Here is a 16,366-nt window from a genome sequence, read left to right as displayed (position 1 = left end):
ATAGGCAAAGCTCTCCATCGCCTTTACTCCCTCGCGTGATGAACTTCATAAGCGGCCCTGACTCCTGATTCAATCGCCCCTTCGATCCAGGCGCGCGTCCCGGAAGTGTGCTCACCCGCGAAATGCACTCTTCCTTCCGGCGAGGAGATATATGGCTCGATCTCGGATTCCTGCCCCGGTTTAAAGAGAACAAATCCACCGGCGAGATAGGGATCCTGAGTCCAACTTTTGGATATACCCGTTACAAACTCCTGGTAAACCAGATTCCCATGAATAACCGACAAATTTTCCAGCGTTTGGCTTATTCTCTCCTCTTCAGGCAAACTGTCCCACACCAACGTATCATCTTCCCATGTATAGCTGGACAATAAGACACCCGGTTCCGAATGTCCCATTCTGTCACTTGGATAATATGTGAAACGAATCGGAAGATCCGTAATGGTTTGCCCACCGCATATCCCTTCATATTCCCAGAAACGGGATTGAAATTCGATTCCGATCTTGGTCGCCGGAGCATAGTGTAATTCGCGAATCGCCTTCCTTTTGAAGTATGAAAAAGCGTGAAAAGGTTCGACCTCCACCATGCGCAGCGTAGAAAACGGGATCGCGATGATCGCATAATCGGCTGTGTATTTGGATGGTTTAAACGTTTTTGTATGTTGGGTATGGATGGTGATCTTGTTCTCACTATACACAATCCGGGTCATTTTCCGATGAAAATGAATGTGGTTCTTCAACTGTTGATAAAACATATAAGGAAGTCGATCCATTCCGCCTTCAATATGCAAATACCGGATACGGGGATCCAAAAAATCATTCAAAATCCGGATAACATCCAGAAAAGAGTGCTCAGACAAACCCTGCACATCCAAAATGATTCGGATCATTTCGACGGCTTCGGAAGACAATGTGATCCCATAAGGGTTTATCTTCAAAAATGTATCGAATGGAAACATTCCCATTTGTTTGGTTATATTCCGCCCGTCTTTTTGAGGAGACCGCCGTAAAACCGACTCAACGGAGCGCAAAATTCCTCTTACCAATTGCTCGGCGGTTTTCCCCCGCTCTTTCGGGGCCACCGGGATTCCGAGGAGATCCGGATTTTCTTGATACTGCCTGCGTCGAATCTGAACGCCGTTTACGTAGATCCAGTCTTCCGGAGTCGAATTAATGAACGGAATTACAGACAGATTAAATCTCCGTATATATTCAAAAATGAGGCGATGCGTACTGGGAATCCGCATCGCCCCGGCATTAAAATACAAACCGGGGGTAAACGGAGAACGAAATGTGAGAACCCTTCCACCTACCTTCTCCGAAGCTTCCAGAATCTTTACCAGATGCCCTGCTTCCCTCAGCAAGAGACCGGCTACCAACCCTGCCATGCCGGCGCCGACAATCAAAACCTTTTTCCGTTTTTCAGTTCGACCCAAACCACTGCGAACGATGGAAAGCATCTGATCCGGATTTAGAGCGACCATCCTCTCCCTCCTTTTCTTCCGCTTAAGAAGAAGGCTTCATTAATGTTTATGGTTTTCGGAGGAAAATATGGTCAAAAAAAGCCGTCTGGATGTGGTCAAACGGATTGTTCCATTCTATTTCCCTGCCAACGCCCTTCCGATTAACTATTTGGTCTGATTGCCGCTTAAAACTCTCTCTTTTTGGGATAAGGAATTTGGATTTTCCGCTGAACTTGCTTCATCAAGTGTTTGGCCAGTTGTTTCAGGAGCCCATGCGACTGAGATCAGGAACCCCAAAAACGTTAAACCGGCACCGATCAGTACCATTGGACCAATACCTATGGAAACAATGCCAAACGGCACAAGAAAGGTTCCAATAAATGATCCGATACGACTGATTGCCGTTGCGACACCGACGGCTGAAGCCCGGACTTCGGTTGGGAAAAGTTCGTTTGGATAAATCCAGGTTAATATGCTTGGCCCGCCGGAAAAAAATGCATATATAACAAACCCTGTAAAAATAATCCATGCTGAAGCATCCGGAAGTACACCAATAATAAGCAGTCCCAATGTCATGATGGCAAAACTCCAGATCACGAGACGACGCCGGCCCAGTTTATTGATTAACCATAACGCCGGAATATCACCAAGGAGAAAAAACAAGCTGATAACGGCTGTTCCAATGAAAGGTGCCCCTTGTTGTTTCATATTCAAAACCTGCAAGATTTCCGGCCCGAATGTGGATAACGCAAACGACGGTGTAATCAGAAGCATCCAAAACAACCCGACATAGAGCGTTCGTTTTAAATACTCCCGTTGAAACAATGCTCTAAATCCCCATTTTTTCGTTTGTGATTCCAGATCCGTGATATCCGCATCCGGTCCGTACACCTTTTTAACAACCTCGCGTGCCTCATCGATCCGATTTTTCTTGATAAGCCATCGCGGAGATTCAGGAGTACCCCAACGCATAAAGATGAGAGCAAATGCCGGAATCGCACTGCTTGCCAACATCCAGCGCCAGGCATCCGGTCCTGTCGCCAATAATAAGTAACCGACGAGATAAGCGACCAAAGCTCCAAAATACCACATGGCCTGTAAAATTCCCAACATCATTCCACGATGTTTCCGTGGAGCAAATTCGGCCAACAACGATGTAGCAATTGGATAATCCGCTCCTACCGCGACGCCAAGGATAAATCGGAGAATGGCCAGTTCCAAAGGGCTGTCCGCAAATGCTTGCCATATGGAAAAAATTAAAATAACCGCCAAATCGATCGTGTACATCACATGGCGACCAACCAAATCCGTTACATAGCCAAAAATCAATCCGCCCAAGAAAAGACCGACCAAGGTGGATGTTCCAATGAGTCCGGACCAAAAAGCAGTTAAATGAAACTGCGGGCCAAGTTGCATCAAAGCAACTCCGATAATACTTAAAATATAACCATCCAAAAACGGGCCTCCGGTGGTATAAAGGGTTAACCTTTTATGAAATGATGTCAGGGGAGCATCATCGACTAAAGACGTTGACATTGCCTTCATCCTTTCATTGGAGATTTCACGATCCCTCTCCCCGTTGAGAAGGGATGAATTCGTGATAAACCAGAGAGAAAGCGTTTACATTTTTCTTTGTCAGTAAAAACTGATGATTCATCACCAGCATCTGTCCGATGACAAAAGGATGTGACTTTGCCGGGTCAGGACGAAAACGCAACCTTCATGATATTTCCGTAAGATTCATACCTCCTTCACAGGATTGATTATTTGACGTTATTCAAATATTCTTTTAACATAGAATACAGGCAGCAAAAATACAAATCAATCTGTAAATTGTATGAAAACAAAAAATGAATACCCGACAATTTATACAATAGAATCGGTCAAATCATGGGCCCGTAAAAAGAAGTGAGCCATGGTAAAACCCCTGTTCGGAATGTATTGCCAAACGATGCGGGTTTTACAATGGCTCTACAGCGGATCAGCTTAGATTCAGTGATTTTGCATCTTAGCTCAAGAGTCATGAAAGCGCTTTCTGATCACGGCCGAAAACCGCACGCAGATACGGGGGCCGCTGTCTTTGACTGAGGCAAACCATACACATTAACGGCAGAAACCATTTTTATAATTTATTTTTGGCCAATTTGAAACAAACGACTTTCGGTTCTGTCATTTCCTGAAGGGCAAACTTGATTCCCTCACGACCCAGTCCGGAACCTTTCACGCCTCCAAACGGCATGGCATCGATCCGGTAATCACTGCTGTCGTTGACCATAATGCCACCGACTTCCATTCGTTGGATCGCCTCAAAAGCTTTTTCCAAATCACGGGTGAAAATACCGGCCTGCAGACCGTAGTGGACACGGTTGGATTCCTGTATTGCCTCATTCAGATCCCGAACAGGATACAGCGTGACAACCGGACCAAACACTTCTTCTTTGGCCAGTGTGCAATTGTCCGGCAAATCAGTCAGAACCGTCGGCATATAAAAGGCTCCTTCGCGTTTGCCGCCGCACAACAGGGTCGCTCCCTTGTCCAGAGCCTCATTGACCCAGTTTTCAACCCGAATCGCTTCTTTGTCAGTGATCATCGGGCCCATATCCGTATCTTCAAGCAACTTATCGCCAATCCGGTATTGCTTGGTCCGCTCCACAAATTTCTCTTTAAACTCTTCAAAGACCGCTTCTTCGACATAAACTCTCTGCACACCGAGACAATTTTGCCCGGCAGCCCAAAAAGCGCCCGAAACCGTTGACTCGACAGCATCATCAATTTCAGCATCGCTCAATACGATCACAGGAGAATTGGAACCGAGCTCCATGGCGATCTTTTTCAAACCCGCCTTCCGGGCAATTGCCTCTCCAGTGGACATTCCACCTGTGAAAGAGATCATGCGAACGTCCGGGTGCGTCACCAGCGGATCACCGATTTCATTTGCGTAGCCTGTAATCACGGACAGCACTTTGGGAGGCAGCCCGGCCTGATCAAAAGCTTCAGCCAACAGCAATGCACTGAGCGGCGTAACAGTGGCCGGCTTGACGATAATGGCATTTCCCCCGGCGATGGCCGGACCGACTTTATGTGCCACCAAATTCAGAGGATCATTAAACGGAGTGATCGCCGCAATAATCCCGATCGGAAAGCGGTAATAATATCCAATGCGGTTTTCATTTCCCGGCATCTGGTCAAAAGGGATCGTTTCCCCATTGATCCGTCTCGCTTCTTCCGCGCTGAGGCGAAGCGTCTCGATGCAACGGGCAACCTCTTTTCTTGCTTCCTTGATTGTCTTGCTTCCTTCACGGGCGATGGTCAGCGCGTATTCTTCCTTGTTTGCGGCAATCCGATCGGCCGCACGGTTTAACACGGCGATTCGCTCATGAACCGGCATGGCTGCGGCAATTTTCGCTCCCTCTTTTGCCTCTTCGATCGCATACAGGACATCGTTTACCCCGGCAGCCGGAACGGTTGTGATCAAACTGTTATCCTTTGGATCGCGAACCTCGATGAGACGGTGCCGATGGACCCATTCGCCTGCGAGAAACATCTTTTTACCCTGGATTTTCGCCACAGACATGACCACTTTTGAACCACCTTTCATTTCTGTTTTTACAAACATCACCAATCTAGATTTGTCCACGGTCGATGTTGATCAAATCAATCAAAATGGAAAACCCGGTTTCCGTACGGCCCGCTCCTGCACCTACAAGGGTAATCGGGCCTGCCAGATCACAATCAAAGGTAACCGCATTGGTTGCGCCCATGATCCCGGCCAGCGGATCGTGGAGCGGAATCGTTTCCGGCTCTACCTTTGCCACCACCTGATCACCTTCTTTTCTTGCCGAAGCGATCAGTTTCCAGCGCTTGCCCCGTGATTTTGCCCACATGATATCTTCCGGCGTCAAATGGGAGATTCCCGTACATTCCACCTGTTCTTTTCTCAGCGGCACATTCATGACCAGATTGGCCAGAATCGTAATTTTATACTGAGCATCATAGCCTTCGACATCGTTTACCGGATTCGCTTCCGCATAGCCAAGAGCTTGTGCTTCGGCCAAAGCTTCTTGATAGGTTAAGCCATCTTCCATTTTGGTCAGAATATAGTTGGTCGTTCCGTTCAAAATCCCTTTCACTTGACGAATATCATTTCCGGCCAGGCAGACGAGCGGCATTCGCAAGGCAGGAGTCCCACTCATGACAGTCCCTTCAAATCCCCAGCGCACACCGTTCTTTTTCGCCAATTCAACCAATTCCTGATACGCTAAAGCGACCGGTCCTTTATTGCTCATCACGACATTCTTGCCGCATTCGAAGGCTGCTTTGCAATGATCGATGGCCGGTTGTCCGGTTTTCACATCGGTGAAAGTAATCTCAACGATCGTATCAGCATTGCTCTCACGAATGGTTCGAAAACTGTCCCATCCTCTCACCAACCCCGGCTTGTCCGGGTAAGCATCCACTCTGCCCGTCTCTTTAACCGCCCGCAAGACTTCATTCAAATCCAGTCCGTCAGGTTGATAAACAGAACCTTTCATCAGATCGGATATGGCAACAATTTTCGCATCAAATCCGAGACTTTCGCGCAAAATCTCCCCTTTGTCGCGAAGGATTTCAGCCAGTCCCTGCCCCACTGTTCCAAAACCGATCAACGCAATTTTGTGTGCCACCTGATCCACCTCTTCAGCATCATTTCTCCAATAGATAGTGCCCTGTCAAAAAGCGTCTGGCCGTTTCGGCCAAGATCGCTGCCCCGATCGGAAGGCATCTTTCATCGATGTCAAATATCGGTGTATGAAGCTCTTTTTTCACTCCGTCCGGCAAGGCACATCCCAAAAAAAACATCGCTCCCGGAATCGCTTGTGTCATCCAGGAAAAATCCTCTCCGCCCAATCCAAAGGGAGTTTTAATCAACCGGCATTCCGGATACAAGTCCCGAATCGTCGTTTCAATCCATCGGTTTACGGCCGGATCGTTCTTTAAAGCCGGTTCTCCCCGGTTGACGTCCAACTTATACTCTCCGCCCAGGAGAGTGACAACGGAAAAGGCCTTGTCCAATTCCGAAATCAATAATTCCCTCACAGCAGGATCATAGCTGCGCATCGTTCCCTGGATGTATACCTCGGACGGTATGATATTGCTGGCCGAGCCGGCATGTATTTGCCCGACGCTGATTACAGCCGGTTCAAGCGGGGAAACTTTTCGGGACACAATTCCATGCAAGGCCTGAAGTACAGGTCCGAGCATCCAGACAGGATCTGTCCCCAAATGCGGATACGCTCCGTGGCCTCCCGTACCAAAAATGGTTGCTTCAAATACATCGACATTGGCCATGCTGTACCCATCATGCACCCGGACTTCCCCCACGGGGTTTTCCGGACACATGTGCAGAGCAATCGCACAGTCCACTCCATCCAGAACACCGGCTTTCATCATGTACCGGGCACCGGTCAGGCCTTTGTCATCGGTCGTTTCTTCCGCCGGTTGGAAAATAAATTTTACGGTTCCCTGAATCTTTTCATTTTGAAAGCTATCTGATAACAGATGCGCCACTCCCAAGAGGATTGCGGTATGGGCATCATGACCACAGGCATGCATCACCCCCTCATTCCGGGAACGAAAAGCATGGTTCGTATCTTCACGGATCGGCAAGGCATCCATGTCTGCCCGAATCGCAATCACAGGACCTTGTCCCGTTGTCAATGTGCCGACAACAGCCGTCGGCAGACCCTCACCCGTTTTTACTTGCATTCCTGGTATTTCTTTTAAAATGTCGGCTACTAATCTCGATGTTTCAAACTCATGAAAACTAAGTTCCGGATTCGCATGAATTCTTCGCCGCCACTGTGTGATTCGGTCGGAAATGGCCTCTGCTCTTTCGGCCATGGATGGAACTCTTGTTGCCAATGGGCCTCTCCCCTTGAAACTTTAGTTGGGATATTAGGGTTCACGGGCAGTCCACCTGCTGCCCGTTTTGAACTTTTATTCCACAGATGAAGGTTGAAAATGGCTTTCCAAATATTTAAATGCCTGCTCAAGATCTGCAATAAGATCCTCGGTTTCTTCAATACCCGCCGAGATGCGAACAAGACCGTCGGGGATCCCCATTGCGGCGCGTTCTTCAGGTGTGCACTCCACATGGCTTGTCGTGCGTGCCGGACCGTATGTTGTTTCCACGGCTCCCAGATTTGCGGCCCTGTTGGCATATTTCAATCTGGGCAGCAGGATTCTTACTGCATCCATGCCGCCCTTTAAGGCAAAGCTGAGCATCCCTCCGAATCCGCGCATTTGCTTCTTCGCGATCTCATGATGGACATGGTCCGTCAAGCCCGGATAGTAGACGGATTCCACCAACTCTTGTTTTTGCAGCCACCGGGCCAGAGACATCGCATTCTTCTCCTGCTGCTTCACGCGAAGTTTCAGCGTCTTCATTCCTCTCAAGATGAGGTAGGCAGCCCACGGGTCCATCGTTGCCCCGTTGATTTCGCGATAGTGATAAATTTTTTGGACAAGCTCTTTTGAACCGCAAACGACTCCGCCCAAGGCGTCAGCGTGACCGCCCAAAAATTTGGTAGCACTGTGGATGACGAGATCGGCTCCCAATTGCAACGGGTTTTGGTTAATCGGAGTGGCAAAAGTATTGTCCACAACAACGAGTGCGCCGACTTCTTTCCCGGCCTTCGCCATTCGTTTGATGTCTGTGATCTTTACTGTTGGATTGGTCGGAGATTCGAGGTACAGGATCTTGCATCCTTTTGCCACCTCTGCCTCGATTTCCTCATGGTCACCTGTAGTGCATAAAACCGCTTCGATCCCCATCTGCGGCAGAAATTCGGTGAAGATTTTGTTTGTACCGCCATAAGTGTCTTTGATGGAAACAATGCGATCTCCCGGCCGCAGAAAGGTGTAGAGCGTGTTGCTGATCGCTGCCATCCCGGTCGAAAAGCTTGTCGCGGCTTCTGCTCCTTCCAGCACACGGACTTTTTCTTCAAATGCCTGTACAGTCGGATTGGTATTGCGTCCATAGATGTGTCCTGGCGCTTTTCCAACCGCTACATCGTACCAGTGATCCATGTCATCGTAGTTATAAGCGACACTGACCACAACCGGAACTTGCGTCGCTCCGTGAACAAGAACTTCTTTTTCCCCTGCCCAGACCGCTTTTGTACCAACTTGCACTTCATTAAACTTCTGCTCCATTTGTCTTCTCTCCCTGATCATTTATCTTTTTTTCCCGATTAGTCAAACCGCATCCCGAGTCCCCTTGCCGACAGCTGGTCATAGGCGAACACTGCAATCGCGGTATCTTGTACGCCCGTTCCCGTCAAGTCGCAAACCGTGATCTGACGCTCATCGGTTCGTCCACTTTTCATACCGGAAGTGATTTCTGCAAGTTCGACAATCTCGCTTTCCCGAGAAATCGTGTCTTGCTCTAACCCGTGATGAAGTTCGCCAAGGCGGAAGCATTGGGATTTCACATCGCAGACCAACAAATCCGCCTGACTGAAGACACTGGCCTCCAGTTCCTGTTTATGCTCGGCATCGGAACCCATCGCGGTAATATGAAGGCCGGGATGAAGCCATTCAGCTTTGATCACGGGCGATCTGGAAGGTGTTGTCGTTACCACCACTTCACTTTCTTTGACTACCTCTTCCGGGCTGCGGGCGATTTTCACCTTCACACCCAGCATCTCTTCCATCTCTTTGGCATACTGCTCAACCCGGCTTTGAGTAGGTCCGTAGACCATAATCCGCTTAAAATTGCGCACTTGCTTCAGCGCTATCATCTGATAACGAGCCTGGGCACCGGCTCCAATTACGCCTACAGTATCCGGATTTTCCCGGGCAAGATACTTGGCCGCGATCGCTCCCGCAGCAGCAGTGCGTACATCTGTCAGGTAACCGTTATCCAGCAGCACGGCCTCCGGTATCCCCGTCTCCGTGTTCATCAGCAACATCATCCCGCTCAGACTCGGCAGTCCTTTTTGATAATTGTTGAAGAATCCCGAGGATACCTTAATCGCAAACTGATCCCATCCGGGAATATAGGCGGTTTTTACATCCACTTCCCCGTTGTTCTCCGGAACATCCACCCGCATGATCGGGGGCATGGCCACTTTTTGGGTTGCAAGACTGGTGAATCCTTCTTCGACAACCGCAATGGCTCTGTTGTTGATTTGCACAACCTCACGGATTTCCCGTTCATGAAAGATGATCATCTTTATCCAACCCCCTTCTCCACCTTTTCACTCATCAACCTACCTGATGAACAGCTGACGCGGAAAATCAGCCAATACCTCACAACCGTTTTCCGTTACCCGGAAAGATTCGCTTATCTCCACTCCATAATGATCCAGCCAAATGCCCGGAATCATATGAAACGTCATGTTCGGTTCCAAAATCGTTTTGTCACCCGGTCTCAGGCTTGCCGTATGCTCTCCCCAATCCGGAGGATAATTAAGCCCCATCGCGTAACCGATTCGGGAATCTTTTTTAAATCCGTTTTTCGCAATGCTTTTTCTCCAGGCGGCTTCAACTTCTTCACAGGTAACTCCCGGCCGAATGACATCTAATGCAGCTTGGATTCCTTCCACTACAACATCGGCCAAATCCTTCACTTTCTGCGGCGGTTCCCCAATCACCGCTGTTCTCGCCAATGGGCAATGATAACGTTTATAGCAACCTGCCAGCTCAAGGATCACCGGGTCTCCTTTTTTATATCTTTCATCGGTCCATGTCAGATGCGGAGTTGACGTTTTTTCTCCGGATGGCAACAGGGGGACAATTGCCGGGTAATCTCCTCCGAATTCTTCCGTACCACTGATTTGCGCTTGACTGATTTTTGCGACCACATCACACTCCCTTGATCCTTCTACGATCGATTCAAGGCCAATCCGCATCGCGTTTTCCACGATCTTGGCCGCTTTTTTCATATAGTTGATTTCCTGCTCCGACTTGACGATTCTCACCCAATTTACCAACGAAGTGGCATCAGTAAACCGTGCGTTCGGCAAACCGTTTCTGAGAGATTCATAACATTTGGCCGTAAAGTAATAAGTATCCATTTCCACCCCGATGGTTCGATTGGCCTGTCCGATTTCTTTTAAAATGTTTGAGACAAAATCCATTGGATGCTTGGCTGTCGATTGGACGTAATCATCGCTGTAAGGAATGATATTGTCGGAAGTGAGCCATGTGGTTACTTTAGCCGCATTGGCATCCTGCCCACGGCCGATCCAAAACGGTTGTTCCTCATCAATGATCAGCAAAAGGCACTGGTGAACATAAAAAGACCATCCATCATACCCGGAGAGGTAATTCATATTGGCCGGATCGGTCACGATTAACACTTCAATCCCTTGTGAAGCCATCCTTTGTTTGGTCTTTTTGATTCTTTCCATATATTCAGAAAGAGGAAATGCCGGCATCGTTCAACTCCCTTTCTCCTGTCTGCTCCAGTATAACTTTCTAAATGAATAATAAATGATCCACCTCGGGATCTCATCTTCTATTTTGTAAGAATGTTTTTGATTTGTTATAGTCAATTTATATAATTGACCCTATAATTATCATTATGTACAATCATATTATTCGGATAACTTATATAATTACTATTCTATTTATAAAAATTATTGATGCTCGCAACAGCAAAAGCTTCACCCATTCCATACAAGGAGGGCTTCGTCATGAACCATCTGCCTTCACAACAAGTCAAGCCCGTGACCATGCGGGATGTATGGGAAGCACGTAAACGCATTTCCACGATTGTAAAAAAGACGCCTCTGATTTACTCGCCCGTTTTGTCCTCACTGACGGATGCCTCCGTCTACCTGAAGCTGGAAAACATGCACCAAACAGGCTCCTTCAAAATAAGAGGGGCGGCCAATAAAATACTCAGTCTCAGCCCGGATGAGCAAGAACGCGGCATTACCACATATTCCACCGGGAACCATGGCCTGGCAGTAGCTTACATTGCAAGGCAACTGGGCATTCAGGCGGTCATCTGCATCTCCAAACGGGTTCCGAAAGCTAAAGTGGATGCGATCCTCAAAACAGGAGCTCAGCTTGAAATCTATGGTGACGGACAGGATGACGCCAGGACTCGCTGTTACCAACTGCAGAATGAGCGGGGTCTCACTGTGATTGAACCTTTTGATGATCCCCATATCATTGCCGGCCAGGGAACGATCGGCCTTGAATTATTGGATGATCTTCCGGACTTGGATCTGGCGATTGCCGGTTTATCCGGAGGGGGATTGATTTCCGGTTTGGGACTGGCTCTCAAAACAAACAATCCTGACATCAGGGTTATCGGTGTATCAATGGAACACAGTGCGGTGATGTACGAAAGCCTGAAAGCAGGGAAACCTTTGGTAATCGAAGAACAGGATACCCTTGCCGACAGTCTGTCGGGAGGAATCGGCAAAGATAACAAATACACGTTTTACATGGTTCAGCAATATATGGATGAGGCGGTGCTTGTTCCGGAAGAGGCGATCGCTGAAGGTATGGCCTGTATTTTTGAGAAACATCGCATGGTGGTTGAAGGGGCCGCCGCGGTGGGAGTCGGCGCTCTTTTAAATAAAAAGATAACCAAACCCGGCGGACGGATCGCTGTTGTTCTGACCGGTTGCAACGTGGATCTTGCCGTCCATTTGAAAGCAACCTCACCTTTTATCCGTTTGCAACTCAACTGAATGATACGGATTTTTACGGAAATACCGCCTGAAAGGTGGGATTTGTTATGCAATTAACCGTCAGAGACGTGATGAACATCGACGTGATAAAAGGCGCAAAAGTACGGACGGCCGAAAACCTGTTGCACATGCGACCCGTGGTGTCCGTCTCGGTCATTGAAATGCCGGTCGAGGATTTCGTACAAAAAAACGAACTTGTCCTGACAACCGCAATCGGCTGTGGAAAGGATGTCAATCTGTTTCTGAAGTTTGTGCAGGATATAATCCATTCACAAGCGGCAGCCCTTGTGATTGCCACAGGACGCCACGTCACGGAGATTCCGGAGGAAATTCTCCATCTCGCGGAAACCTGCAAATTCCCGATCATTGAAATTCCGTGGGAAATCCGGTTTGCGGATATAACCCAAGCCGTGTTAAGCGTTTTGCACAATTGGTACAGGGCCTCGTTAAAACGTTCCGAAGAATTGCAAAAAAAACTGCTCAACTTTTTTCTCCACGGGGCAACCCTTTCCGATGCCGCAGAAGCCATTCATCAGGAATTGGGGAGTCCGGTTGTCATCGTCGATAAAAAAGGAACGGTCAAAGGAAAGAGCAGTGAATCAGAACCATTGCTGAACAAATGGGAACGTTGCTTCCCTCCTTCCGCTCCTGAAAGTGAAGTTGGAAACCTTCATGCAATTGAAGATTCCATCATGCAATTGAAGATCCAAACCTCCAACAAATTGCAGGGATATCTACTCTTTTCCCTTCCTTCCGAAATCCCGGCAGACTCTTTTTTGGCCATTGAGAAAGATCCTCTTTGGAAACATTCTTTAACCGCTGTCGCACTGTGGTTTCAACGGGAAGACGCCATCGAAGAAACCAAGATGCGATTGAAAGATGATTTTGTCTGGACTCTGGCCCAAGGGGATTTCGACTCCTGGGACAAGGTTCTTTCACGGGCCAAGTCACTCGATTATAATGTCTTACTTCCCTACGTCTGCATTCTCGGCTTTCCTGAAAACATGGAAGCGATCTTCAAAGAGGCGAAATCAGATGAGACATCATTTGAACACTGGTTTTTCGGAATGACCCGTTCCATGGAAGAGTTGATGATCCAAGCCGGGGAAGCACTGCAACGAAAAACAATGATCACTCATCAACGGGACCGGTTTATTCTCTTTCTGGAAGTGCCGCCAGATCAGATCCAGCAGACAGTGGAAGAATTTCTTGACCTGGTGGAGAAAAGGCTGGTAAAACTTTTGCCCGGACTGGTCATGTCATGGGGAATCGGTGAAAATCACGCCGGAGTGAGGACTTTTCGTGAAAGCTTTAACGATGCCCGAATTGCACTCGATATCGGGCGCCGTCAAAAAGGACCCGGCCACCGGAGTACCTACGCCAATACAGGACTTTTCAGGGCATTGCTAACCCTGGCAAGCAATCCGGAAATGCAGGAGATCACATTATCCACCATCGGAGCCCTGATTGATTATGAGAATCAGCGAGGCCTGGATCTTATGAATACACTGACCGCCTACATCCGCAATCAGGGAAATGTCAGCCAAACCGCACGGGCCCTGAACCTTCACCGGCAATCCCTCCTTTATCGGCTCCGCAAGATCGAATCATTGACAGGCCGTTCCCTGGTTGATCCGGATGATCTGTTTTTGCTGGAACTCAGCATCAAGCTTTGGACAACCGGGGTGATACTCAACCAAAAATAAATACGGAGGTTCCTTATGCAGTTTACAATGAAAGAAGTGTTGGAACTCGACATTTTAAAACCTGCAAAAGTAAGAACAGCCGTAAATCAACTAAAGAACTATCCTGTCAAGTGGATTTCTGTGATGGAATATCCAGTCGAAAAATATATTCGTAAAAATGAATTTGTCTTGAGTACAGCAATCGGATGCAACGAGGATCTCACTGTTTTTCAAAACTTTGTACGGGATGTGATTGAATCCGGTGCCTCAGGGATGGCCATCGCTTTGGGCCGATATGTTCAGAAAATACCCCAGGAAGTGCTGCAACTGGCTGAAGAACATGAGTTTCCCATTGTTGAATTGCCCTGGAGCATCCGCTTTACTGATATTATTCAAGCTGTATTGAGTGGCATTCACCATTGGCATCGTGGGTTATTAAAACGTTCCGGGGATTTGCAAAAGCAATTGCTGCACCTTTTTCTTAACAGAGGTTCCCTGTCGGACGCCGCCGATGTAATCCGTCAAGAGATTGGCAGCCCTGTTGTAATCATGGATAAAGACGGAACGATTAAAGGCAAAAGCCATGATGCCAATGACTGGTTGGAGAAATGGGACTTCCGTTCTCACTCCCCAGGTAAATTAACCCAAGAGAAATGCCCGCCTCATCTGCCGGAAAATTCCATGGTGCAATTAAAAATCAAATCTGAAGACAAGCTGCAAGGCTATTTGCTTATTACTCCCCGGGATGGACCATCAGCAGAATCGGTTCGAAGCTATGACAAGGAATCTGTTTCAGAACACATCTTGACTGCAATCGCATTATGGTTTCAACGCGAATACGCGATATTGGAAACAGAGATGCGACTGAAGGATGAGTTTGTCTGGAACTTGGCCAAGGGTGAAGTCGACTCTTGGGACATGGTTTTATCACGGGCAAAGTCTCTCGATTTTAACCTCCAGGTTCCCTATGTTTGCATACTTGGATTTACTGAAAATTCGGAAAAAAATGTACAAGGAAAGATCAGATCAACCATCCTTCGAACACTGGCTGCCCCAAATCATTCGCTTGATCGAAGAACAACTGAAAAAAGCCGGGGAAGCCTTGCAACGGAAAACAATGACCACCTATCAACAGGATAAACTGATTATCTTTCTGGAAACACCTCTAAACCGGATTAATAACTCAGTGAATCACTTTCTTGACCTTGCAGACAAAAGGCTAAATAAACTGCTGCCGGGCCTGGTCATTTCCTGGGGCATTGGTGAAAACCATGCCGGAGTGAAAACGTTCCATGACAGTTTCGACGAGGCGAGAATTGCACTGGATCTCGGCCGCCGCCAGAAAGGGGCGGGACATCGCAGCACCTATGCAAACACCGGCATTTACCGGGTTCTTTTAACTCTTGCCAACAATCCCGACATGCAGGAGATTATCCAATCTACAATTGGCACATTAGTGGATTATGATCGCAAGCGGAAGCTTGACTTGCTTCAAACCCTGTCCCTTTACATCCTCAACTAGGGTAACGTGAGCCAAACATCACGTGCTTTGGGTCTCCACAGGCATACCCTGTTATATCGGCTGAAAAAGATCGAATCCATCACAGGGCGCTCCTTGATAACCCGGATGATTTATTTTTACTCGATCTTTGTATCAGGCTTTGGATGTTTGGCACCAACCGGGGACAAGAGAGTTGATGTCAGGGTTAAAAGGAAACCTGGACAATCATGTTCCAGGTTCTTTGTTGTGTTGTTCTATCTGCGAATCCGGCATAAAAGGTTCTTCGTGCGACCCTTGCTCTACGATTCGCTTTCCATCAGTGAGATAATCCTGTCTTAGGTTATCGGCAGCATGGGCATTTCCCCCTCAAGGACAATCCTCTCTGATGACATCCAAGCACCTCTCCGGCAAAACCTTTGCCCCCTCCCCGCTTCCGTTTTTTTCTCCGGGAACCTTTGATCTCTCATTTGACGGCAATAAAATGTCTGGGAATCGGAACCGTTTGGACAGAAAGGGCAGAAGCGACGGAGGTCTACCGATTGCCCAAACCCGCAGATTTGATTCCGAAACACACGGCGTTTGATCAAGAGGGGATTCCCATGTACCAGGAAAAAGAGGGGAAACCCTTATATAATCATCCGGTTCGTCTGGCCAATAACATCATCAATTTCATCACCAGTTACGGCGAGTAGAAAAAAGCAATCGGGTCGGATCCCGGTCACCGGCTCAAATCAGCATTTTCAAGTCGACATGACGAAGATATGGTGTGGGCGTGATGGCTGGGGTTACCTGTTTGCCGTCATCGACGCTTATGACAAAGAAATCGTAGGCTATTCCTTCTCACGGTTCTGCAGAACCGATGAGCTTCTTTCTGCTGTCAACCAGGCGTTGGAAAACCGTTTTCCTCATGGGGTCAAAGGCCGTGGCCTGACGATCCGCAGTGACAATGGATGCCAAATGACCAGCCGCCGTTATGTCAAAGCTTTACAAGACGCCGGAATCAAGCAAGAGCGTACAGGCTACAACAAC

The 16,366-nt window shown here is 48.0% G+C and carries 15 protein-coding genes; 7 read left to right on the top strand and 8 right to left on the bottom strand.

The window, feature by feature from the left end; genetic code table 11:
* Window positions 1-23: 23 nt before the first annotated feature.
* From I8U17_RS13850 to I8U17_RS13815, 8 genes are all read right to left on the bottom strand, one after another.
* On the bottom strand, window positions 24-1,481 hold the full coding sequence (locus I8U17_RS13850; protein WP_198059574.1) for a flavin monoamine oxidase family protein: 1,458 nt from the start codon (window positions 1,479-1,481) through the stop codon (window positions 24-26).
* 144 nt (window positions 1,482-1,625) lie between these two features.
* Window positions 1,626-2,996 (bottom strand): MFS transporter, encoded by a 1,371-nt coding sequence (locus tag I8U17_RS13845; RefSeq protein ID WP_255518266.1) that lies wholly within the window; start codon window positions 2,994-2,996, stop codon window positions 1,626-1,628.
* A 586-nt stretch (window positions 2,997-3,582) separates the two neighbouring features.
* A complete protein-coding gene (locus I8U17_RS13840) occupies window positions 3,583-5,034 on the bottom strand; it encodes an aldehyde dehydrogenase family protein (protein WP_232331105.1) in 1,452 nt (483 codons plus the stop codon).
* A gap of 49 nt (window positions 5,035-5,083) precedes the next feature.
* Window positions 5,084-6,124: a homoserine dehydrogenase gene (locus I8U17_RS13835; RefSeq protein ID WP_198054876.1), complete on the bottom strand. Its 1,041-nt coding sequence runs from the start codon at window positions 6,122-6,124 to the stop codon at window positions 5,084-5,086.
* Window positions 6,125-6,143: 19 nt separating this feature from the next.
* Window positions 6,144-7,340, bottom strand: a complete 1,197-nt coding sequence (locus tag I8U17_RS13830) for a M20 metallopeptidase family protein (RefSeq protein ID WP_198055126.1) — start codon at window positions 7,338-7,340, stop codon at window positions 6,144-6,146.
* A 96-nt stretch (window positions 7,341-7,436) separates the two neighbouring features.
* Entirely contained in the window at window positions 7,437-8,654 is a 1,218-nt protein-coding gene (locus I8U17_RS13825) for a cystathionine gamma-synthase family protein (RefSeq protein WP_198054877.1), read from the bottom strand.
* Between the two features lie 38 nt (window positions 8,655-8,692).
* Window positions 8,693-9,673: a cyclodeaminase gene (locus I8U17_RS13820; protein ID WP_198059573.1), complete on the bottom strand. Its 981-nt coding sequence runs from the start codon at window positions 9,671-9,673 to the stop codon at window positions 8,693-8,695.
* Between the two features lie 39 nt (window positions 9,674-9,712).
* On the bottom strand, window positions 9,713-10,882 hold the full coding sequence (locus I8U17_RS13815) for a M24 family metallopeptidase (protein WP_198054879.1): 1,170 nt from the start codon (window positions 10,880-10,882) through the stop codon (window positions 9,713-9,715).
* Between the two features lie 258 nt (window positions 10,883-11,140).
* On the opposite strand from I8U17_RS13815, the gene eutB reads away from it, so the two are divergent.
* The 7 genes from eutB to I8U17_RS13790 all read left to right on the top strand — a co-directional run.
* Entirely contained in the window at window positions 11,141-12,151 is a 1,011-nt protein-coding gene (eutB, locus tag I8U17_RS13810) for a hydroxyectoine utilization dehydratase EutB (RefSeq protein WP_198059572.1), read from the top strand.
* 47 nt (window positions 12,152-12,198) lie between these two features.
* Window positions 12,199-13,857 carry a PucR family transcriptional regulator gene (locus tag I8U17_RS13805; protein ID WP_198059571.1) on the top strand — a complete coding sequence of 553 codons (1,659 nt, stop codon included), beginning with the start codon at window positions 12,199-12,201 and terminating at the stop codon, window positions 13,855-13,857.
* A gap of 15 nt (window positions 13,858-13,872) precedes the next feature.
* Window positions 13,873-14,976 carry a PucR family transcriptional regulator gene (locus I8U17_RS13800; protein ID WP_232331104.1) on the top strand — a complete coding sequence of 368 codons (1,104 nt, stop codon included), beginning with the start codon at window positions 13,873-13,875 and terminating at the stop codon, window positions 14,974-14,976.
* The gene (locus I8U17_RS18410) at window positions 14,939-15,358 is read left to right on the top strand and encodes a CdaR family protein (protein WP_232331103.1); all 420 of its coding nucleotides are present in this window, start codon (window positions 14,939-14,941) and stop codon (window positions 15,356-15,358) included. The genes I8U17_RS13800 and I8U17_RS18410 overlap by 38 nt, the downstream gene beginning before the upstream one ends.
* 6 nt (window positions 15,359-15,364) lie before the next feature.
* Window positions 15,365-15,676: a helix-turn-helix domain-containing protein gene (locus I8U17_RS18650; RefSeq protein WP_370589262.1), complete on the top strand. Its 312-nt coding sequence runs from the start codon at window positions 15,365-15,367 to the stop codon at window positions 15,674-15,676.
* 200 nt (window positions 15,677-15,876) lie between these two features.
* Window positions 15,877-16,029, top strand: coding sequence for a hypothetical protein (locus tag I8U17_RS13795; RefSeq protein ID WP_198059570.1), 153 nt, complete (start codon window positions 15,877-15,879; stop codon window positions 16,027-16,029).
* Window positions 15,968-16,366 (top strand): DDE-type integrase/transposase/recombinase (locus tag I8U17_RS13790; protein WP_370589263.1); only part of this gene is annotated, 399 nt, incomplete at its 3' end. The genes I8U17_RS13795 and I8U17_RS13790, both read left to right, overlap by 62 nt.

It is taken from the genome of Thermoactinomyces sp. CICC 10521 (assembly GCF_016055135.1).
GTDB lineage: Bacteria > Bacillota > Bacilli > Thermoactinomycetales > Thermoactinomycetaceae > Thermoactinomyces_A > Thermoactinomyces_A daqus.
The sequence above is the reverse complement of the archived record's forward strand: the minus strand, read 5'-3'. Positions and strand labels throughout refer to the sequence as shown.

What these genes read in the sequence shown, in the direction of transcription:
- I8U17_RS13815 (WP_198054879.1), bottom strand. Translation starts at nt 10,882, where the DNA reads ATGCCGGCATTTCCTCTTTCTGAATATATGGAAAGAATCAAAAAGACC.
- I8U17_RS13850 (WP_198059574.1), bottom strand. Translation starts at nt 1,481, where the DNA reads ATGGTCGCTCTAAATCCGGATCAGATGCTTTCCATCGTTCGCAGTGGT.
- eutB (WP_198059572.1), top strand. Translation starts at nt 11,141, where the DNA reads ATGAACCATCTGCCTTCACAACAAGTCAAGCCCGTGACCATGCGGGAT.
- I8U17_RS13805 (WP_198059571.1), top strand. Translation starts at nt 12,199, where the DNA reads ATGCAATTAACCGTCAGAGACGTGATGAACATCGACGTGATAAAAGGC.
- I8U17_RS13830 (WP_198055126.1), bottom strand. Translation starts at nt 7,340, where the DNA reads ATGGCCGAAAGAGCAGAGGCCATTTCCGACCGAATCACACAGTGGCGG.
- I8U17_RS13825 (WP_198054877.1), bottom strand. Translation starts at nt 8,654, where the DNA reads ATGGAGCAGAAGTTTAATGAAGTGCAAGTTGGTACAAAAGCGGTCTGG.
- I8U17_RS13820 (WP_198059573.1), bottom strand. Translation starts at nt 9,673, where the DNA reads ATGATCATCTTTCATGAACGGGAAATCCGTGAGGTTGTGCAAATCAAC.
- I8U17_RS13800 (WP_232331104.1), top strand. Translation starts at nt 13,873, where the DNA reads ATGCAGTTTACAATGAAAGAAGTGTTGGAACTCGACATTTTAAAACCT.
- I8U17_RS13840 (WP_232331105.1), bottom strand. Translation starts at nt 5,034, where the DNA reads ATGTCTGTGGCGAAAATCCAGGGTAAAAAGATGTTTCTCGCAGGCGAA.
- I8U17_RS13845 (WP_255518266.1), bottom strand. Translation starts at nt 2,996, where the DNA reads ATGTCAACGTCTTTAGTCGATGATGCTCCCCTGACATCATTTCATAAA.